15 protein-coding genes and 1 riboswitch are annotated in these 19877 nt (G+C 66.5%); of the genes, 6 read left to right on the top strand and 9 right to left on the bottom strand.

Annotated elements, in window-relative coordinates; genetic code table 11:
* Positions 1–1959 carry a TonB-dependent receptor domain-containing protein gene (locus RTY13_RS06900; protein WP_312782146.1) on the bottom strand — a complete coding sequence of 653 codons (1959 nt, stop codon included), beginning with the start codon at positions 1957–1959 and terminating at the stop codon, positions 1–3.
* A gap of 131 nt (positions 1960–2090) precedes the next feature.
* Positions 2091–2301: riboswitch (cobalamin riboswitch) on the bottom strand.
* A gap of 39 nt (positions 2302–2340) precedes the next feature.
* On the opposite strand from RTY13_RS06900, the gene cobU reads away from it, so the two are divergent.
* Entirely contained in the window at positions 2341–2868 is a 528-nt protein-coding gene (cobU, locus tag RTY13_RS06895; protein ID WP_312782144.1) for a bifunctional adenosylcobinamide kinase/adenosylcobinamide-phosphate guanylyltransferase, read from the top strand.
* Positions 2869–2871: 3 nt separating this feature from the next.
* On the opposite strand, the gene RTY13_RS06890 is transcribed toward cobU, so the two are convergent.
* A complete protein-coding gene (locus tag RTY13_RS06890; protein WP_312782143.1) occupies positions 2872–4539 on the bottom strand; it encodes an alkaline phosphatase D family protein in 1668 nt (555 codons plus the stop codon).
* 12 nt (positions 4540–4551) lie between these two features.
* On the bottom strand, positions 4552–7071 hold the full coding sequence (locus RTY13_RS06885) for a TonB-dependent receptor (protein WP_409450292.1): 2520 nt from the start codon (positions 7069–7071) through the stop codon (positions 4552–4554).
* Between the two features lie 224 nt (positions 7072–7295).
* Between RTY13_RS06885 and RTY13_RS06880 the strand changes: the two genes are divergently transcribed.
* From RTY13_RS06880 to RTY13_RS06870, 3 genes are all read left to right on the top strand, one after another.
* On the top strand, positions 7296–9503 hold the full coding sequence (locus tag RTY13_RS06880) for a TonB-dependent hemoglobin/transferrin/lactoferrin family receptor (RefSeq protein ID WP_312782140.1): 2208 nt from the start codon (positions 7296–7298) through the stop codon (positions 9501–9503).
* Positions 9504–9547: 44 nt separating this feature from the next.
* Positions 9548–10522, top strand: coding sequence for a DUF6607 family protein (locus tag RTY13_RS06875; protein WP_312782138.1), 975 nt, complete (start codon positions 9548–9550; stop codon positions 10520–10522).
* A gap of 109 nt (positions 10523–10631) precedes the next feature.
* A complete protein-coding gene (locus tag RTY13_RS06870; RefSeq protein ID WP_312782136.1) occupies positions 10632–11030 on the top strand; it encodes a hypothetical protein in 399 nt (132 codons plus the stop codon).
* Between the two features lie 61 nt (positions 11031–11091).
* On the opposite strand, the gene RTY13_RS06865 is transcribed toward RTY13_RS06870, so the two are convergent.
* Positions 11092–13326: a TonB-dependent receptor gene (locus RTY13_RS06865; RefSeq protein ID WP_312782135.1), complete on the bottom strand. Its 2235-nt coding sequence runs from the start codon at positions 13324–13326 to the stop codon at positions 11092–11094.
* 194 nt (positions 13327–13520) lie between these two features.
* Here RTY13_RS06865 and RTY13_RS06860 point away from each other — a divergent pair, with 194 nt between their 5' ends.
* Together RTY13_RS06860 and RTY13_RS06855 are read left to right on the top strand one after the other, a co-directional pair.
* Positions 13521–15047, top strand: coding sequence for a carboxylesterase family protein (locus tag RTY13_RS06860; protein ID WP_312782134.1), 1527 nt, complete (start codon positions 13521–13523; stop codon positions 15045–15047).
* Positions 15044–15742 carry a TetR/AcrR family transcriptional regulator gene (locus RTY13_RS06855; protein ID WP_312782133.1) on the top strand — a complete coding sequence of 233 codons (699 nt, stop codon included), beginning with the start codon at positions 15044–15046 and terminating at the stop codon, positions 15740–15742. The genes RTY13_RS06860 and RTY13_RS06855 overlap by 4 nt, the downstream gene beginning before the upstream one ends.
* A gap of 7 nt (positions 15743–15749) precedes the next feature.
* On the opposite strand, the gene RTY13_RS06850 is transcribed toward RTY13_RS06855, so the two are convergent.
* The 5 genes from RTY13_RS06850 to RTY13_RS06830 are packed head-to-tail and all read right to left on the bottom strand — an operon-like array spanning position 15750 to position 19803.
* Positions 15750–16559: an MBL fold metallo-hydrolase gene (locus RTY13_RS06850; RefSeq protein ID WP_312782131.1), complete on the bottom strand. Its 810-nt coding sequence runs from the start codon at positions 16557–16559 to the stop codon at positions 15750–15752.
* The gene (locus RTY13_RS06845) at positions 16556–17341 is read right to left on the bottom strand and encodes a TatD family hydrolase (RefSeq protein ID WP_312782130.1); all 786 of its coding nucleotides are present in this window, start codon (positions 17339–17341) and stop codon (positions 16556–16558) included. The genes RTY13_RS06850 and RTY13_RS06845 overlap by 4 nt, the downstream gene beginning before the upstream one ends.
* A complete protein-coding gene (locus tag RTY13_RS06840) occupies positions 17338–18318 on the bottom strand; it encodes a DNA polymerase III subunit delta' (RefSeq protein WP_312782128.1) in 981 nt (326 codons plus the stop codon). Before RTY13_RS06840 ends, RTY13_RS06845 begins: the two co-directional genes overlap by 4 nt.
* Positions 18315–18941, bottom strand: a complete 627-nt coding sequence (gene tmk / locus RTY13_RS06835; RefSeq protein ID WP_312782126.1) for a dTMP kinase — start codon at positions 18939–18941, stop codon at positions 18315–18317. The genes RTY13_RS06840 and tmk overlap by 4 nt, the downstream gene beginning before the upstream one ends.
* A 37-nt stretch (positions 18942–18978) precedes the next feature.
* Positions 18979–19803, bottom strand: coding sequence for a septal ring lytic transglycosylase RlpA family protein (locus RTY13_RS06830; RefSeq protein WP_312782124.1), 825 nt, complete (start codon positions 19801–19803; stop codon positions 18979–18981).
* Positions 19804–19877: the final 74 nt, after the last annotated feature.

The raw sequence follows: 19877 nt of genomic DNA, 5'->3' as shown, positions 1-19877 counted from the left end.
TCAGAACCGGACGCGAACGCCGCCGAACACGCCCTGCCCCGGCGTGCCGTAGTTCAGGACCGTCTGATACTCTTCGTCCAAGGCGTTCTCGATCCGACCATAGACTTCGAGGTTGTCGTTGATCGGATAGGAGGCGCGGATGTCGACCAGGGTGTATTCGCCCACGACGACCGTGTTGGCGTCGTTGTTGAAGGTCTCGCCCACATAGCGCACCGCCACGCCGGTCTTCAGACCCACCGGCCACGCATAGTCGGCGGCGAAGTTGGCCATGTGCTCGGGGCGACGCGTCAGGCGCTTGCCGTCAGTGGCGCCCGAGGCGCTCTTGGCGTCGGTCCAGGTGTAGTTGGCGCTGAGGTTCAGGCGCTCGGTCACGTCCACGCGGCCGATCAGTTCAACGCCTTGCGCCTCGGTCTTCTGGACGTTGCGGTAGTAGCCCCAACGGCCGACGCCGTTAACGGTGCACAGCGGATCGGTCGAGGGCGTCGAGCAGCCGTTGTAACGGATCTCGTTGTCGGCCTGACGGTTGAAGTAGGTCGCCGAGACCACGGCGCGGTCGAACAGGCGCTGCTCGACGCCGACTTCCCAGCTGTCGAACTCTTCCGGCTGCAGCGTCAGGTTGCCGTATTCGCTATAGAGCTCATACAGGCCCGGCGCGCGGAAACCCTGGCCCCAGCTGGCGCGCACCACGGTGTCGCCGTCGTTCAGAGCCCAGGCCGCCGCGACCTGACCCAGTAGGTTGTCGCCGTATTGGGCGTGGTCGTCGTAGCGCAGGCCGCCGGTCAGGGTCAGGCCGTCCAGCACCGTCCACTGAACCTGGGCATAGGCGCTGTCGAGGTCGGCTTCACCGCGCGCAAACGCCGGGTTCGGGTTGAAGCTCGAGGGCGAACGCGTACGCATTTCCGAACGTTCGCTCTCGATGCCGAACGTGGCGTTCAGCGTCTCGGTGAGGGCGAACGTGCCCTGGTATTCCCAACGGCGGTTCTCGCCCGCTGCGTCGAAGGTCAACGGCTGGGCCGCAGTCGCGGGGTTGTAGTTGAGGCGGTTGGTGTCGGTGTAGGCATAGCCGATCCGGTTGCGGAAACGGCCGTCCAGCAGGTCGAAGTTCAGCCCGGCGTAGCCGACCAGTTCCTTGGTCTTGCCGTACTCGCGGCTGTCGCCGTTGAAGGCGTCAAAGTCGTTCTGACCGTTTGACCAGACAGAGCGCAGGTCCAGCGAGACTGCGTCGGTGATCTTCAGGTTCAGGCGGCCCGACAGACCCGTGTTGGTGTAGCCGTCGTCCTCGGTCCCCTTGGCGAAGGCCGAGAAGCCGTCGGTGTCATAGCGGCTTGCGGCCAGACGCCAGCTGAGGCGGTCATTGGCGCCGCCGACGCCGCCGCGGAAATAGGTCGTGCCGCGCGCGCCGGCTTCGGCGTCGAAGCTGCCTTGCAGGGTTTCGGTCGGCTCAGCGGTGACGATGTTGACCACGCCGCCGATGGCCTGGCTGCCCCACAGGGTCGACTGGGCGCCGCGCAGGATTTCGATGCGGGCGGTGTCGCCGACCAGCAGATTGCCGAAGTTGAAGCCGCCCTGGGTCGAGGACGGGTCGTTCAGCTTGACCCCGTCGATCAGGACGACGGTGTGCTGGCTCTCGGCGCCGCGAATGTTGACGCCCGTGGACGTGCCGACGCCGCCGTTGCGAGTGAAGCTGACGCCCGGCGTCTGGGCCAGAAGCTCGGCCACGGCCGGGGTCTGGCGCGCCTCAATGGCGGCCTGGGTCAGGACGGTGACTGAGGCGCCGACGCGCTCGATCGGCTGGGCCGAGCGGTTGGCGGTGACGATGACGTCGGCCACGGCGGTGGCGCCGGCGCGGCCGGCCACGTCGGGGGCGGCGGCCTGCTGGTCGGTGACTTCGGCGGCGAAGGCGGGGGCAGCGGCAAGAAGGCTGGCGGCGGCCAGGGTGGCGAATGCGGTCCGGTTCATTCCGGTTCTCCATATGACGACGCCGCGCCGGACCGGCCTCCGCCCGGATGAGCGAAAGCGGCCGCTGACGCGGCTGGTTTACGACTGTCGTCACACGAGTTGCCTCGACCGCTCGGCACATCCCGACCGCGCGGAGAACGACGGCGACAGGCAGGTCTCCTGGCTCGCGGATCAAGGCCGGTGCGCGTCGCCTTCCCAGAAGTCGTTTCAGGCCGTGGCCTTCCGGACCGCCAGTGGCGTATGACGCGCGGGCTAGCCGCTTACAGTTGCGGGAACAGCCGGAGTTTCACACTCCGTTCCCTTTCAATCCCCTTTCGGGGAACCTGACGCGACCGTGGCAGTAGGACCGCGCGCGGTTCAGGTCAACCGGAGAGACGAAGCATGGCCATCACCCTGGTCCTCGGCGGCGCCCGCTCGGGCAAGAGCGCCTATGCCCAGAGACAGGCTGAACAGGTGGCGGCCGGAACCGGCCGCCCTCCCCTGATGATCGCCACCGCCGAGGCCTTCGACGAAGAGATGCGCGATCGAATCGACCGGCATCGGACCGATCGCGGCGACGACTGGCGCACGCTTGAAGCGCCCCTCGAACTGGCTGCGGCGCTGCGCGACCTGTCGGCCGAGGACGTGGTCGTGGTCGATTGCCTGACCCTGTGGCTCAGCAATCAGATGCTGGCAGACCGCGATCTCTCCGCCGCTGTCGACGATCTGGCCCTGGCGCTTTCCGCCTGTCCCGCCACTGTCTGGGTGGTCAGCAATGAGGTCGGCTGGTCCCTGGTCCCCGACAACGCCCTGGGACGCCGCTTCCGCGACGAAGCCGGCCGACTGAACCAGCGGATCGCGTCAATCGCGGACAGCGCCTGCCTGATCGTGGCCGGCATGAAGCTGGACCTGCGTTCAGCCAGTTGTTGAGGTCTAGCCTTCCACCAACACTCCGTGCAGCCCCACGCCGAAACGCTTGAGCGTCGAGACCTCAAACGGCTTTGCGAAAAGCGTGGACACCTTCATCAATGCCGCCTCGACCCGCTCATCGGTAAGCGTCAAGAGAATGAAGCCCTTGGCCGACTGGTCGCAGAAAACGACCTCGTCATTGGCCTGCATGAGCGCCGCCCCCAACGGGAAACCGCCTATAGCGTCGCCGATCGACGGGCTCGAAACCGCGCTGGTCCCGAATTCGATCGCGCGACGAGCGCCGCTCGCGTCCTTCAGCTCATTGACCCAGAAGGCGTGGCTGTCGCCCGCCAGGACGATGGGCTGGACGCCCGCCTCGGCAAAGGCGGCGTAGAGGCGCTCCCGCCCCGCCGGATAGCCGTCCCAGGCGTCAAGGTTGAACGGCAACCCCATCTTGAACAGGAACAGGGCCTGCTCGAACTGTTCGCAGAAGGCCTCGGGCACGCGCGCCATCAGGCCCTCGACCTGCTCCGGCGTCATGGTGCGCGATACGTCCGGTCCGGCCACGCGGGCAGTCACGACCTGGTTGCCGAGCACCTGCCACGGACGGCCGGCCGCCTTGGACGCCGCCAGTTCGCGCGTCAGCCAGGCGCGTTGTTCCGCTCCCATCAGATCACGTTCAGGGTCGTTGAGCCTGGCGCGGAAGGCGTCGAGGTCCAGCACGGGTTCGCCGTCAGGGCCGTCCTTGGCGGTCAGGTCCTTGCTGTAGTCCAAGGCCTCGGTTCGCCCTGTCAGCCGCGTCTCGACCATCATCAGGCTGGCCACATCGCCGAAGTGGAAGCTGCGATAAATGGCCTCCTTCAGCGCCCCCGGCGCCGCCTCGCGGATCGGCATCCACTCGTAATAGGCCTTCAGCGCGGCGGCCTTGCGAACGGCGAAGTCGCCTTCAGTCTCGGGCTGGTGGTTCTCGGCGCCGTGCAGCCAGGCGTCGTTGGCCGTTTCATGGTCATCCCAGACGCAGATGAAGGGCGCGCGCGCGTGGGCGGCCCGCAGGTCGGCGTCGGTCTTGTACTGGGCGTGACGGGTCCGATAGTCGGCCAGGGTCACGATCTCATGGCGCGGCTCGGGCACGCGATTCAGCGCGGCGCCGGTGACCATGCCATAGGCGTCCGCCTCGGCCCCGTACTCGTAAATGTAGTCGCCCAGGTGGACCACAGCGTCCAGCGTCGGCAGGGCGGCTATGGCCTCATAGGCGTTGAACAGACCGCCGGGATAGAGCTGGCACGACACGACCGCCAGATTGACCGGCGCATCGCCCTCGGCGGCCAGGGTGCGCGTGCGTCCGACCGGAGAGCGGATCTCACCGACCGCGAAATCATAGTGATAGTCGCGGCCGGGGTGCAGGCCCGCAGCGTCGATCTTGACCGTGTAATCGCGCTCAGGACCGGTCTCGAACCGGCCCTGAGACGCTACGGCTTCCCCATCCAGCACGCGCCAGGTCACGGAGATCGGCCCGTTGAAGCCATCGCCCGGCGTGACGCGCGTCCACAAGATCACCCGATCCGTTCCGGGATCGCCCGAGGCGACGCCATGAGCGAAGGCGACCTCGGCCGCCTTCGCCGCAACCGGCGTCGCGCCGACCGCCGCTCCGGCCCCGAACAGGCCCAGAAGGCCGCGACGGTTCATGGTCATGCGCCTGGCCCCTCAGTAGCGAACGGTGAAGGCCACGCCGTAACTGGCGGGGCGTCCGGCGATGAAGGTCGGCAGGCCGAGCGCGTCGCCCGTATTGCCGGCGTCCTTGATGTACTCCTCGTCCAGCAGGTTCTCGCCGAAGGCCTCGACGCCCCAGTTCCCCGAGGCCGGGGCGTAGCGAACACGCAGGTTCAACAGACCATAGCTGTCCTGATATTCGTCCTGGATAGTGTCTGCGACGAAGTTCTGGGTCTGCAGAGCCGGGATGTCGTTGTTGTCGTCGAAGAAGACCTTGGACTGCCAGGTCCAGGTCGGCTGGACCTCGACCGTGCCGCCCGCGACCGGCAGACGCCAGATCGCGCCGATCGAGGCCATGTTGTCAGGCGATAGCCGGAAATGGTTGCCGTCATACAGGCCCGCCTCGAACCGCGAGTGGTTGTAGCCGTAGGTGCCGAACAGATCGAAGTTCTCGGCGGCGGCCCAGAAGACCTGCCCCTCGAAGCCATAGGCGCTGGCCTCGCCCGCATTAGTGGTGATGAAGCGGGTGCCTTCCTGAACTGTCGTCTGGAAGTTGTCATAGGCGTAGTGGAAGACCGCGCCGTCCAGACGCAGGCGACCATCCATCAGCGCCGCCTTGGCGCCGATTTCGAAACTGTCGACCGTCTCGGCCTCGATGACCTTGAAGGTCGGCGCGCCCAGCGGCGCCGAGGGGCCGCTGACGCTCAGCACCTCGGGACGACGGCCACGCGCATAGTTGGCGTAGAGGCTGGCCTCGTCCGACAGGGCGTAGCGCGCGGTCAGACGCCAGGTGAAACCGTCGTCCTCGTGATCCGCATAGACGAAGTCGCCGTTGTTGGCGGTCGGCTGCGCCGTCAGACCGAACAGAGGCAGGACCGAGGCCGGCAAGTTGACGGCGTTGGGGTTGGCCAGGCCGCCCAGCAGGGCCGGAACCTGGGCCGGCGGTACGGCACCCTGCAGCACCGCCAGCAGCCCGCCCGCGATCGAACGGCCGTTGGCGACCGAACTGGCGTAGCCCGTGGTCTTGTCGTCGCGGGTGTAGCGAACCCCGCCCGCGAACTCGAGCCGGTCAGTGGCCTTGAAGGTCAGATCGGCGAACAGGTCATACGACGTCAGTTCGGCGCTGTTGGTCGGGATCTCGATATGGGCCGACTTCAGGTTCGCCGCGATCGGCGCGGCCAGAGCCCCTGCGCCCAGCGGCGTCAGCGTCGCCTGCAGGAACTGGCGCGCTACCGTCGGATAGGCTGAAACCGGCAGGGTGTTGCGGCCCGTCGTTGTCGGTGATCCGTCCAGCAGCCCGGCCAACTGGGCCAGGGCGATGCGCTCGTCGAACTGGGTCGGGGTGCGCTGATAGCCCTCCTCGCGGAACCAGCCGGCCCCAGCGAAGCCCGACAGACGGCCGCCGTTGTCCCAGTTCAGGCGGAACTCCTGGCTCCACTGCTCGCCATAGGCCTCTTCCGCCGCCGTCAGCAGCGGCAGCGACAGACCATCGGCGTCGAAGGTCTCGTAGGAGTCGAACTGGCGATAGGCGGTGGTCGAATTCAGCGACAACGACGGCGTCAGCGTCCACTTGACCAGACCCGTCACGCCCCAGACCTTGCGGTCCAGACCCAGGCTCTTGCCGCCGTCGAAAACGGCGCCTGGCGTCAGGGCCGCGCCTTCCCAGGGCGCACGACCGCCCAGCACCGCCCCCGTCGTCGGGTCGGCCGGATCATAGGCGATGGACTTGAACGAGGTGCCGGAGGCGTCATCAGTCTGATAGTTGGCGATCAGGTCGGCGCGCAGCCTATCGCTCGGCGTCCAGACGCCCGACAGGCGGAAGGCCTGGGTCTCGATGCCGTTGTAGTCCTCGCCGCCCAGCAGGTTCTCGACCGAGCCGTCGCGGGTCTTCATCCGCGTGGCCAGACGCAGGGCGGCGTTTTCGCCCACCGGAGCGTTCACGAAGCCCTCGACCGAGCGATAGCCGTAGTCTCCGACTTCGGCCCGCATTTCGGCGTCGAACTGGCCCGGTCGGGCGCGGTTCTGCACCAGGTTGACCGCTCCGATCAGGGCGCCGCGACCATAGAGGGTCGACTGCGGCCCCTTGGCCACCTCGACCCGCTCCAGATCGAACAGCTCGACATAGGAGCCCCGCGACTTGGAGATCGACACGCCATCCTGGAACACCGAGACGCGCGGCTCGGCCGTCGCCGCGCCCGAGTCCGAGGTGATGCCGCGCATGACAAAGCCCGGATTGTTCGGCGACTGGTTCTGCACCAGGAAGCCCGGCACGAAGGCCGACAACTGCTCGAACTCCTGAACGCCCAGGTCTTCGAGGAACTGGCCGCTATAGGCCGTCAGGGCGAAGGGCACCTCGACAGGGTCCTGGGTTCGCAGTTGAGCGGTGACGATGACGTCGTCCACCGTCGAGACATGGTCCTGGGCCGCGCTCTGGGCCTGGGCCGCGCCGCCCGCCATCAGACCCAGCATCGCCGCGCCCGCCAGCAGGCCAGCCTTGTTCGCCACGGATTTCATCATCGCATCCCCCTTGAAGGTCCGGGAGGCGTAGTGGGCGTCGGTGTCGCACCCACGACGCCTCCGCAAATCCACAGTGAAGCTGGCGCTTCAGTTCAGCGACTTTCCGTCCGATATCGAACCGATGCCCTGATTGCACCACTTCAAGCTCCCCCTACGATTGAGGTTGATTCTGATAATCGTTCGCAGTAATTGCGCACCCCTCTCCAACCGGGGCCGTAACCATGCGCTCGTTTCTGATGTTCTCCGCCGGGCTGACCGCCCTTTCGGCCGCTGCCTTCCCCGCCATGGCGGAAGAGGTCGTCGATCTGCAAAAAGCTGTGCCGGTCGCGCCGGTCACGGTGGTCGGCACCCGCACCCAGCGCCGCGTGGATGATGTCCCGGCCAGCATCAGCATCATCACCGCCGAAACGATCGAGACCAATCTGGTCACCGATATCAAGGACCTGATCCGGTTCGAGCCGGGCGTCAGCGTCCCGACCAGCCCCGCTCGCTTCTCGGCCGCTCTCTCGGGCGCCGGCCGCGACGGCAACTCGGGCTTCACCATTCGCGGCATGGGCGGCAACCGGGTTCTGATCATTCAGGACGGCGTGCGCGTGCCGGACGGTTTCGCTTTCGGCGCCCAGAGCGTCGGACGCGGCGGCTACAATGACCTGGATCTGGTCAAGTCGGTCGAGATCCTGCGCGGTCCGGCCTCGGCTCTGTACGGCTCGGACGGCATCGCAGGCGCGGTGAGCTTCACCTCCAAGGACCCGTCGGACTTCATCGCCAGCGGCGAGAACTTCGGCGCCCGCGCTCGGGTAGGCTACAACTCGGCTGACGAAGGCTGGACCGAGGGCGTCGCCCTTGCAGGCCGCACCGGAAGCCTGTCCGGCCTGCTGGCCTATACCCGCCGCGACGCCCATGAGACCGAGAACATGGCAGAGGTCGGTGGCACGGGCTCGGCGCGCACCCAGCCGAACCCGCAGGAGTTCGCCTCAAACGCGATCCTGGCCAAGCTGGTCTGGGACGCCAACGCCAACCACACCGTCCGCCTGACATACGACCACTTCGATCAGGACATGGAGGGCGAGGCGCTGAGCAGCTATTCGGCCACCGTCATCGGTCTGACCGCCCAGGACGAGACCCAGCGCGACCGGGTTAGCCTGGAATGGCACTTCAACGATGTCTTCGGTCTGGATGACGGTTCGGTCTCGGCCTACTGGCAGGACGCCACGACGCGCCAGTTCACCTATGAAGACCGCATCCCGGCGGTCGACCGCACCCGCGACGTCACCTTCGACAACATGGTCTGGGGCATGGCGGCGCAGGGGTCGAAGACCTTCGGCAGCGAGACGCTCCAGCACCGCGTCACCGTCGGAGGCGACTGGTCGCGCACTACGCAAGAAGGCATCCGCGACGGCACGGTGCCGCCGATGGGCGAGCCCTTCCCCGCCCGCCCCTTCCCCAAGACCGAGTATGATCTGGCCGGCCTGTTCATTCAGGACGAGATCGAGTTGCTGGGCGGCCGCCTCAGCATCATCCCGGCGCTGCGCTATGACTGGTACGAGCTGACGCCCAAGGCGGACGCCCTGTTCCCGGCCCCGTCGGAGGGCCAGAGCGATAGTCATCTGTCGCCAAAGATCGGGGCCATCTACTGGGTCGATGACCATTTCAGCGTCTTCGCCAACTACGCCCAGGGCTTCAAGGCCCCCTCGCCCATGCAGGTGAACAACTTCTTCGCCAACCCGGTGTTCGGCTATGAATCCATTCCCAACCCGGACCTGACGCCGGAAACCAGTGAGAGCATTGAGGGCGGCGTGCGCTTCCGCAACCTCGACATGTTCGGCGGTAACCTGTCGCTGTCGACCACGGCCTTCCACACCAGCTACGACGACTTCATCAACCAGGTGGTGGTGCGCGGGACTGGCGTGCCCGGTGTCGATCCGCTGATCTATCAGTACGTCAACCTGACCGAGGTGAAGATCTGGGGCCTGGAAGCGCGTGGAGACATCCGCTGGGACAACGGCTTCTCGGCCATCGTCGCCGCCTCGTTCGCCGACGGTGATCAGGAAACGGACGGCGCCAAGGGCAAGTTGACCAGCATCGACCCGATCAAGGTCGTCGGTGGCTTGAACTATGCCGCGCCCTCGGGCGTCTGGGGCGGCTCGGCCACCGTCACCTGGTCAGGCAAGAAGGATCGAGCCGGTTGCGGCGGCGGCAACTGCTGGCAGGGCGAGGAGTTCGCTATCCTGGACCTGACCGCCTTCTGGAACGTCACCGAGAAGGCCACCCTGCGCGCCGGCGTCTTCAACGTCTTCGACGAAAAATACGCCTGGTGGAGCGACGTTCGCGGCCTCAGCCGCCCGGCCGTCGACGCCCGCCCCGCGACGCTGGACGCCTTCACCCAGCCCGGCCGCAACTTCGGCGTCTCGGTCAACTTGCGCTACTGAGACAGACCCCTAAGATGCAAACGACTCTCATTATGGAAAAACCCATGCGCGCCATTCTCATCGCCGCCGCCCTGCTGGCCGGCGCCGTTCCTGCGGCGAGCGCCCTGGCCCAGACGGCGCCCGCCGCGAACGCCGCTGCGCCCGCCAGTCAGTTCGAGCGTGACCGTCAGTCCATCCTGGCCCAGGCTGGCCAGTTCCGTGTCCACTTCGACATGCGCGAGAACGTCAGCTTCAACGCCGACTACGACCCGATGGAAGGCAAACTCTCGGGCGGCAGCGAGATCGTGCGCGTCGTCTATGACAAGGGCGACAAGATCAGCCTGCAGCACATCCTGGTCATGGAGCACGAGGGCAAGGCCATCGTCATCAAGCACTGGCGTCAGGATTGGGTCTATCAACCGCAAAACGTCCTGACCTACGCCGGACCGAACCAGTGGACCCTGTCGCCGGTATCGGCCGATCAGGGCGCGGCCGCCTGGTCGCAGACGGTATGGCAGACGGACGACTCACCCCGCTACGGCGGCGTCGGGCGCTGGACCTATGTCAACGGACTCAGCGTCTGGACATCCGAACCGACCTGGCGTCCCCTGGCGCGACGCGACGCGGTGCAGAACCCTGTCTACGACCGATATCTGGGAACCAACCGTCACGCCCTGACGCCGAACGGCTGGGTCCATATCCAGGACAATATGAAGATGAACGGCCGAGCGGGCGGCGAACCCATCGCCATCGTCCAGGAAGATGTGGTCAACACCTATGACCGTTCGACCAGCTACTCGCCCAAGGCCGGCGACGACTATTGGGCTGCGACCAAGGACTATTGGGCCGCCGTCCGCGACGCCTGGGACGCCGCCATCGCCAAGGACAACGGCGTCTATGTGGAGGAAGAAGCCCAGACCGGCGTCATCACCGGCCCGCCCCTGATGGATCTGGCCCAGAAAATTCAGGACGGCGAGATCACAACGGAGTCCGCAATCGCCCAGGCGCGCACCACGATCGCAACCGCGACGCGCCGCTAGGCAGTCTCTGGCCAGGAGATGCTCTCCACCCTCATGGTCGGAGGGCGTTTTCTGGCCGTTACATTCGGCGATGGCAGGGTTAGAGAGCCTCCAAACCATGGAGCCTGGCATGACCCACGACTATGACGATATCGACGAAGACGGCGGCGGCTTCGACGTCGACGACTGGTCCCGTCTGCCCCCCTTCATCGGCGCCGTGGCGACCCTGGAAGATGTCCAGGCGCGCCGAGCCGTGTTCGCGCTGGGCGACACGGACCAACCCTCGACCATCGACATGGAACTGCCCCAGCCGGTGATCTGGTGGGAAGACGAAGGCGAACAGGCGGCCGTGATCGTGCAGGCCGAAGCGCACGTCGGGTCAGATGGCGAAACCATGGAGGTTCTAGGCCTCATCCTGCCCGATGGTAGCGGAGCCGTGGCGCTTATGGATGATGTCGATCTGGTGGACGACACCGATCCTACCTGGCGTGACCTGGTCGCCAACGCCGTCGACGGCGCTGACGATTAGGCCCGCCAAAGCCGCCCGTTCGGCGCAAAGCCTGACGGGCGGCCCAACTGCAGCCTCGTTTCTAGAAGTTCGCCGTCACGCTCAACGTCACGGTGCGGGGCGCTCCGTAGAAACCGATAACGGAATCCCCAGTGATGGCCCCAGGGAAGTTGTAGCCGCCGGCGCGGTAGCGTTCGTCGCCGAGGTTCCTGCCCGCCAGGCTGACGCGGTAGCGAGCGTCCGGAGCGGTCCACATCAAGGTCGCGTCATAGAGCCAATATGAGCCTTGATCGAGCAGCGGGATCGGCGTCTCGAACATCTGGGTCGCCCCGCGATAGGACGCCATCGGCGTGAAGATGACCGAGCCGCGGTCGCCTAGATCGACGCTGTAAGGCAGCGCGATATTGGCGGTCCAATCCGGCGTGTTCTGGAAGTGGCGTTGATCGGCCATGTTCTCGCGCTTGCCGGTCAGCGGGTTGAAGGTGACGAACTCATTGAACTTGGCGTCCAGGTAGCCGAGCGTCAGGCGCGGGATGAAGCTGTCGGTGATCCGCGCGCTGGCTTCCAGCTCCCAGCCCCAGATCTCGCTGGAACCCGCGTTGTCAACGAAGCTGACGACCGAAGCGGGCGGAATGAAGAACTGCGAGGTGATCTGCTGGTCGGTGTACTCCGACTTGAACAGGGCCGTGGCGAAGTTGACCCTATGGTCCAGCAGCGAGCCCTTCAGGCCGACCTCGTAGGTGTCGACCAGTTCCGGCTGATAGCCGTTGATCGTCTCGGGGTAGAGCGAGGCGTCGCCGCGCATGTCGAAGCCGCCGGACTTGAAGCCGCGCCCGTAGGAGGCGTACCCCGTCAGTTCCGGCGTAAGCTTGTAGCTGGCGCTGATCCGGGGCGTGAACTCCGAATAGGTGTCCGAGTTGGTGTAGTCGGTCGAGGGGCGGCCCGCAGGGATGGCCGCGTTGTTGCCGAAGAACGGGCTCTTGATGCCCAGATAGTTCTGGCGGAGCTGGTCGACGCTCTTCTTGTCCTGGGTCCAGCGACCGCCGACCGACAACGACAACTGATCCGTCAGGTCGTAGCTGAAGTCTGCGAAGACGGCGAAGCTCTCGGTGTCCACCTTGCCGCCGGTGAAGGTCGTCAGGCCCGCCGGCAGACCCGGCCCCATGCTGGGATAGAGGCCGATGACGGTGTCGAACGCCCCCTCGGCCGAGGCGTCCATATAGAAGAGGCCCGCCACGCCCTGCCAGCGCTCGCCCTCGAACAGCAGCTGGAATTTCTGGGTGAACTGGCTGTCGGCGTAATAGCCGGGAATGTCGAGGATCGGTTGCGGCAGACCGTCGAAGTCGATGCCGTCGCCCTTGGTGTCGCCGTCGCGCCAAGCCGTGACCGACTTGAAGGTCAGGGTGTCATTGACGTTCCACTCGCCGGTGAAGGACAGACCACGGGTGCGGACATAGCCGTCGTCCCCGATGCCGGCGCGGGTGTCATAGATGCCGTCGGTCATCGGCGCCTTGAGGCGATAGCCGTGACGAGCATTGGACTCGTCCTCGGTGATGTCACCCGCCAGCCGGAAGAAGAGGTCGTCGGTCGGGGTCCATTCGACGCTGAGGCGGCCCGCCGTGACGTCCTTGTTGTAGTGTTCGGCGCCAGTGGTCAGGTTCGTGCCGTAGCCGTCGCGGGTGTATCGGGCAATCGCCCCGCCGATGCGCAGGGTGTCGGTCAGGGGCGCCGAGCCCGAGGCGATCAGATCGACCTGATTATAGCTGCCGTAGGCGCCCTTCAGCGTCAGTTCCGGGTCCTGGCCCAGGCGCTTGGTGACGTATTTGATCGCACCGCCGATGGTGTTGCGGCCGTAGAGGGTGCCCTGCGGACCGCGCAGAACCTCCAGTCGCTCGATGTCGAAAATGTCCAGCACCGCGCCCTGCGGCCGGGCCACATAGACGTCGTCGACATAGAGGCCGACACCGGGCTCGAAGCCCCACAGCGGGTCCTGCTGACCCACGCCGCGGATGAAGCTGGTCAAAGTCGAGTTGGTGCCGCGTGCGATCTGAACTGTGGCGTTCGGGGTCTGCTGCTGCAGGGTGGTGATATCGGCGGCGCCGGTCTGTTCCAAGCGCTCGCTGCTGACGGCGGTGACGGCGACCGGCACGTCCTTCAGGCTCTCCTCGCGACGCCGGGCGGTGACGACGATGTCGTCGACGCTGGAGGCCTGTTCGCTCTCCGTCGCCTGCTGGGCGAAGCTCGGCGCCGCGCAAATCGAGGCCGTGATGAAGACGCTGCTCATCAACGCCAGACGCAACTGTCCTGTCGTTCGCATTCTCGTTTCCTCTCCACGCGCGGTCGTTTAATCGCCGCTGATCTGTGTTGGACAGACGGTGATCCGCGAACGGCCTCGCTGTCAACATCATTCATTCTCGCATGAATGAAACTTCATTCAGCGGCTCGACAGTCGAGCGAGCGTTGTTCATTCTCAAATGAACGAGTGCGGCGAAGATCGCGCCTGGAGGAAGAATGATGGATCAGCTCAACCGAGCCGCGACGTCTCCTGTCGCGCACACCCCGTCCGGCGATCTGCGCGGCCGCCGCGAGGGTCCGGCCAATGTGTTTCGCGGCGTACCCTACGCCGCCGCGCCTGTCGGCGAGTTGCGCTGGAAGGCGCCGCAGTCCTTCCCCGCCTGGAACGGTGTACGCGAAGCGGCGGAGTTCGGCCTATCCGCGCCTCAGGCCGGTCCTGCCGACGTAGCCGACATCGTGTCCATCGGCGGCGCGCCGGAACCGACAGGCGAAGACTGCCTGACGCTGAATGTCTGGACCCCCATCGAGACCGCAGCGCCCGCGCCGGTCATGGTCTGGCTGCACGGCGGGTCGAACCGCATGGGGGCCGGCTCCCTGCCCTTCTACGACGGCGCCGCCTTCGCCCGGGACGGAGTGGTTCTGGTCAGCGTCAATTATCGCCTGGGCCAGCTCGGATTCTTCGCCCACCCGGCGCTAACGACTGAGGCGGAGCCTGATGAACCGCTAGGCAACCAGGCCTTGCTGGATCAGATCGCGGCGCTGGAATGGGTGCGCGATCATATCGGCGCCTTCGGCGGCGATCCGGCCAACATCACCCTGTTCGGAGAATCCGCCGGGGGTCTCGATATCCTGGCCCTGATGACGGCCAAGCGGGCGCGCGGCCTGTTCCACAAGGCGATCGTCCAGTCCGGCGGCGGCTGGCTGCCCGCCACGCCGCTGAAGACCGCGCAGGAACGCGGCGTGGCCGCCGCGACGGCGCTCGGCCTGGCCATGCCTGACGCCCCTGCCCTGCGCGCTGTCGCGTCCCGGCGACTGACAGATGTAGAGGGCGCCTTTGGTCCCGTCATAGATGGGCGCCTGCTGGACCGCGATCCGATCAGCGCCTTCGCGCGCGGCGACTTCGCCGACGTGCCGCTGATGATCGGGGTCAACAGCGGCGAGGATTCCCTGCTCAACTATGGCGGCGGGCTGAAACGCTTCGGTCAGTTGATCAAGCCGAACGCCAAACTGGCCGCCCTCTATCCCGAAGCGAAAGGCGACGAGGAACAACTGATCCGCCTGGGCTTCCGCGACTTCGCCTTCGCCGCTCCGGCGCGCTGGGTGGCGTCCCGTCCGCGTCGCTCGAAAGCCTGGCTCTACGCCTTTGACTATGTGGAGGAAGCCCGGCGCGAGGTCATGCCGCGCGCCAACCACGCCGCCGAAATTTTCCACGTCTTCGAGACCTTGGATCACCGTCCCGACGGCGCCCCACCGGCGACCGAGACCGACCGCGCCGTCAGCGCCGCCATGCACGCGCGCTGGGTGGACTTCGCCAGGACGGGCGCGCCGGGGGCCGACTGGCCCGCCTATACCCCCACCGATGACGCCTGGATGGTGTTCAACGACATGCCCGGCGGCGAGGTGACGCGCGGCTGGTGGAAGGCCGCTCTGGACTACCACGGCCGCAAGGGCGGGCTGCTGATCCTGCTGCTGCGCGCCCGGGATCGCCTGAGAACCCTGTTCTCGGCTAAAGTCACGCGATGACCGCTACCGAGACCAAGCCGCGCCCCAAGGCGAATGCCAAGCCGCAGCCCAAACCCAAGGCCCAGCGCCGCGAGGAGACGACGACCCGCATCCTCGACGTGGCCGAAGCCCTGTTCGCACGCGAGGGCCTGCACGGCGTCACACTGAAGGCCGTGGCCAAGGAGGCGGGCGTCGATACAGCCCTGCTGCACTATTATTTCGACGACAAGAACCGGCTGTTCTCGACCGTCTTCGGCCGTCGCGCCGAGGTGGTGAACCGACTGCGTCTCGACAGTCTGGACCGCTACGAGGCCGAACACGGCGACGCCATGACGGTGCGCGGCGCCATCGACGCCTTCCTGCGCCCGCTGTTCGTCCTGTTCGACAACGGCGACAAGGCCTGGCTGAACTACGCGGCGCTTGTGGCCCAGGTAAACAACACCCCAGTCTGGGGTGGCGACACCATGCACCAGCATTTCGACCCGGTGATCGACCGCTTTATCGGCGTGCTGAAACGGATCGCGCCAGAGACCCCGCCACGCCAGATCTACTGGTTCTATCACCTGCTGTCAGGGTCGCTGACCCTGTCGCTGGCCCAGACCGGCCGTATCGACGTCCTGTCGGGCGGCCTGTGCAAGTCCTCGGAAATGGCCGCCATCTGCGACGCCATGGAAGCCGTCTTCACCGGCGGTTTCGAAGCCATCCGCCGCGCCTAACCCCGGTTCACATCGTGAAGCAGCGGCTCCAGCCGTCGAAGGCGACCTCGACATGATCGGGAAGAGACGCGGATAAGCGATTGTAATCCAGATCGATGTGCAGGTTGGTCAGAACCGCTCGCCCCACATCCGCCCGCGCAATCCACTCCAGAGCCTTGTCGACATGGGCATGGGTCGGGTGGGGCGTGTAGCGCAGGGCGTCAATGATCCAGAGGTCAGCGGCGCGCACCGCCTCCAGCGCCGCCTCGTCCAGATCGGATACGTCGCTGGAATAGGCGACCGGACCCAACCGATAGCCCACCGAGCGGATCGGCCCATGGGCCTGATCGAAGGTGACGACAGGGATTTCGCCGCCCGCACCGTCGACGCGCCAGGCCTCTCCATGGGGCGGAATGCGATGAGCCTCCAGAATGGCCGGATAGCCGTGCTGGCTCTCGAAGATGTAGTCGAACCGCCGGGTCAGGGCGTGATGCGTGGCGGGATCCATCCAGGCTTGAATCCGCCGCCGCGCATGAATGGCGAAGACCCGCAGATCGTCGATGCCGTGGGTCTGATCGGCATGGTCGTGGGTATAGAGGACCGCATCGACGTGGCTGATCCCGGCGGCCAAAGCTTGAATCCGCAGGTCAGGCGAGGTGTCGATCAGGACGCTGGTGGTTCCATCAGGTCCGCGCCGCCGCGCCAACATTGAGCAACGGGTTCGCCGGTTCCTGGGCTCATGGGGGTCGCAATCTCCCCAGTCGCCGTCGCCGCGCGGCACGCCGCCGGACGAGCCGCAGCCAAGGATCACAACCTCAAACTCGCCCGGTTTGCTCATTCGGCGGGCCGGGGGATGCGGTCGAACAGGGCGAAGAAGGCGTCGGTCGTGCGCCGGTCGGCTTCTTCGGGCGACCACCCCCGGATCTCAGCCAGCTTCTGCAGCACCAGACCGACATAGGCCGGTTCGTTGCGGCGTCCGCGATGCGGGATCGGCGCCAGATAGGGGCAGTCGGTTTCGACGATGATCCGGTCCTCGGGCATCCGGCGAATGACCTCGCGCACGTCTTCCGCCGCCTTGAAGGTGGCGATGCCGGAAACGGAGAACCAGGCGCCGAGTTCCGCCGCAGTTTCAGCCAGTTCGATGCCGCTGGTGTAGCAGTGCATCAGCAGCTTGAACGGCCCCTTGGCGTGCTCTTCGCGCAGGATGGCGGCCATCATGTCGTCGGCTTCGCGCGTATGCACCACCAGCGGCAGGCCGGTTCGGCGCGCGGCGTCAATGTGCTGGCGGAAGACCGCCGCCTGCTCGTCGCGCGGGCTGAGGTCGTAATGGAAATCCAGGCCGCATTCGCCGATGCCAATGACGCGCGGCCGCTGGGCCAGGGCGACCAGTTCATCAGCGGTCAGTTCGACATGGTCCTTGGCTTCATGCGGGTGAGCCCCGACCGTGCACCAGATGTCGTCGTGCGCCATGGCCAGGGCGTGCGTGGCCTCGAAGGTCGACAGTTTGTCCGAAATCTCGACCATCAGGCGCACGCCGGCCGCTCGGGCGCGCGCGATGACTTCGTCGCGATCCTCGTCGAACTGGGGGGCGTGCAGATTGACGTGACTGTCGATGATCATCTCAGGGCCTTGGTGCGGGCGATGTCGGCCAGGGCGCCGGCCATTACGTCGGCCCGGTCCAGGTTGATGGCCGCCGCGCGGTCCGGCAAGTCGGCCAGGCGGGTCCACAGTTCAGCCCAACGCGCGCCCTGCCCCGCCGGCGCTTCCAGCGCCCGCGTTTTCACCGCCGCGATCAGCCGGTCCATCAGGGCCTCGAACCGTGCCTGACCTTCCGCCCCGCGAAACCCGTCGGCCACGGCCAGTTGCTCGGCGCGATCAACGGCATCGCCCAAGACCCAGCTGCGCGCCAGGGCGTCGACTTCCTGCATGGCGCCGGACGACAGGGCCAGGGCCGCGCCCGGCGATCCGCCCGCCATGTCGGCGGCCAGTCGCGCGTCGTCGGGATCGGCGCCCGTGCGATTGCGCACCAGGGTCTCCAGCTGATCAGGCGTCCAGATCGGGAAGCTGAGGCGGCGGCAACGCGAGCGGATCGTGGCCAGCAGCCGACCCGGCGCATGGGTCACCAACAGCAGGACGCCGCGCTCAGGCGGTTCTTCAAGAATTTTCAACAAGGCATTGGCGGCATTGACGTTCAGGTCATCGGCTGCATCGATGATCGCCACGCGATAGTCGGCCTGGGACGGGCTCTTGGCGAAGAAACCCGGCAGATCGCGCGCCTGATCGACCGAAATGGTCTTCTTCTGCTTGCCGCCTTCGATCAGCCGCTCCATCACCAGAAGGTCAGGATGGGACTGAGCGGCGACCAGTTGGCTGACCGGATCATAGGGCGCAGCGCCTAGCGGCCCGCGCGACGGGTCGGGCGCCGCCCCCAAGAGACGGCGTGCGGCGCGATAGGCGAAGGTCGCCTTGCCGCTGCCCTCGACACCGCACAACAGCCAGGCGTGATGCAGACGCCCCCGGTTCAGGGCATCCAGAAAGGCTTCCTCGGCGGCGACGTCCGGGACCAGATCGAACCGGTCGCGCGGGTGTTCGCTCACAGCAGCCGCTCGGCGACGGCGCTCCGCAGACGTTCGGAAACGGCCTCCAGCTCGCCCGTGGCGTCGATCACAACGCAGCGTTCCGGGTGGCGGCGCGCCACGCCCAGGAAGCCTTCGCGGAGCTTCTGATGGAAGGCCAGGCCCTTGGACTCGAACCGCGTCTCGAACAGGCCGCGACCGAAGGCGCGTTCCAGGCCGACCTCGACCGGCAGATCGAACACCAGGGTCAGATCCGGCTGGTCCTCGGCCACGATGGCGGCGTCCAGCGCCTCGATCAGGCTTTCCGGCGCGCCGCCGCCCGCGCCCTGATAGACGCGGCTGGAGTCGGCGAAGCGGTCGCAGACCACCCATTTGCCGGCGTCCAGCGCCGGGCGAATGGTGCGTTCCAGATGGTCCGAGCGCGCGGCATACATCAGCAGGGTCTCGGTGCGCGGCGACCAGCGCTCGACGTCTCCGGCCACGACAATGTTGCGAATGACCTCGGCGCCGGGCGAGCCGCCCGGCTCGCGCGTCTGGATGACGTCGATTCCAAGCGAGCGGAGATGCTCGACCAACAGGCGCGCCTGCGTGGTCTTGCCGGCTCCCTCGCCGCCTTCGAATGTGATGAACTTACCGCGCTGCACCCGCGCACAATGGCGAGCCCGGCGCGTCAGGCAAGCCTTAACCGCCTGATATCAACAGGGCGTCGCCAAACCCGCGCGCGATGACAGCCTGTCGGGCCTGTTCAGCGGCATTGGCGTCGGGCCAGGGACCGACGATCACTCGAAACAGTGACTGTCCGTCGCTGCGAATGTCCTGAACCGAGGCCCGGTCGCCCAGACGGTCTGCGATTCGCCTGGCGGCGCGACGATCCGAAAAGGCCCCAGCCTGAACCCAGTATGCGGAAGCATCAGAAACCGCAGGAACGGTCGGCTCCGAGGGCTGACTATAGGTTCGCGGCTGTGATGATGGCGCGCCCTCCGCACGCTGCATCGCCATTCCGCCGCCGGTTCGCGGTGCGCGCCCGACATAGCGAACCCGAACCTCGCCGACGCCTTGCGACAACAGGCCCAGTTCTTCGGCCGCCGCGCGCGACAGGTCGATGATACGGCTGTCTACAAACGGACCACGGTCATTGACGCGCAGGATGACGCGGCGGCCGTTGGCGCGGTTGGTCACCTCCACCAGGCTCGGCAGAGGCAGGGTCTTATGCGCCGCAGTCAGGCCGTTCATGTCGAAGCGTTCGCCGGTCGAGGTCGGGCGGCCGTGATGCTGTGATCCGTACCAGGACGCCTGCCCGACTTCGTCATAGTTGGGCTGCTCAACCGGTCGATACCAGCGTCCCCGGATCTGATAGGGCCGCATCGTGCCGGACACGATGGGCGCGGGATCGGTCACGACGGGCGGACGCAACGGAGCATCCCGCCCCCCGCCGAAACTGGCGCAGGCCGCCAGGGTGGAAAAGGCGGCGGCGACCACTGCGCCCTTCAGCATTCTCGCCAACATGGCCGTACGCACTCCGGTTCACTCGAAGTGATCATCGCCCATGAGGTTTCCGGTTTGGTTAACAGGGGGTTTGA

The sequence above is a fragment of the Brevundimonas sp. genome (assembly GCF_032055285.1).
GTDB lineage: Bacteria > Pseudomonadota > Alphaproteobacteria > Caulobacterales > Caulobacteraceae > Brevundimonas.
Note: the sequence above shows the minus strand (reverse complement) of the source record. Positions and strands in the feature narration are given on the sequence as shown.

Coding starts and splice junctions, on each gene's coding strand:
- RTY13_RS06900 (WP_312782146.1), bottom strand. CDS start 1,959: ATGAACCGGACCGCATTCGCCACCCTGGCCGCCGCCAGCCTTCTTGCC.
- cobU (WP_312782144.1), top strand. CDS start 2,341: ATGGCCATCACCCTGGTCCTCGGCGGCGCCCGCTCGGGCAAGAGCGCC.
- RTY13_RS06890 (WP_312782143.1), bottom strand. CDS start 4,539: ATGACCATGAACCGTCGCGGCCTTCTGGGCCTGTTCGGGGCCGGAGCG.
- RTY13_RS06885 (WP_409450292.1), bottom strand. CDS start 7,071: ATGAAATCCGTGGCGAACAAGGCTGGCCTGCTGGCGGGCGCGGCGATG.
- RTY13_RS06880 (WP_312782140.1), top strand. CDS start 7,296: ATGCGCTCGTTTCTGATGTTCTCCGCCGGGCTGACCGCCCTTTCGGCC.
- RTY13_RS06875 (WP_312782138.1), top strand. CDS start 9,548: ATGCGCGCCATTCTCATCGCCGCCGCCCTGCTGGCCGGCGCCGTTCCT.
- RTY13_RS06870 (WP_312782136.1), top strand. CDS start 10,632: ATGACCCACGACTATGACGATATCGACGAAGACGGCGGCGGCTTCGAC.
- RTY13_RS06865 (WP_312782135.1), bottom strand. CDS start 13,326: ATGCGAACGACAGGACAGTTGCGTCTGGCGTTGATGAGCAGCGTCTTC.
- RTY13_RS06860 (WP_312782134.1), top strand. CDS start 13,521: ATGATGGATCAGCTCAACCGAGCCGCGACGTCTCCTGTCGCGCACACC.
- RTY13_RS06855 (WP_312782133.1), top strand. CDS start 15,044: ATGACCGCTACCGAGACCAAGCCGCGCCCCAAGGCGAATGCCAAGCCG.
- RTY13_RS06850 (WP_312782131.1), bottom strand. CDS start 16,559: ATGAGCAAACCGGGCGAGTTTGAGGTTGTGATCCTTGGCTGCGGCTCG.
- RTY13_RS06845 (WP_312782130.1), bottom strand. CDS start 17,341: ATGATCATCGACAGTCACGTCAATCTGCACGCCCCCCAGTTCGACGAG.
- RTY13_RS06830 (WP_312782124.1), bottom strand. CDS start 19,803: ATGTTGGCGAGAATGCTGAAGGGCGCAGTGGTCGCCGCCGCCTTTTCC.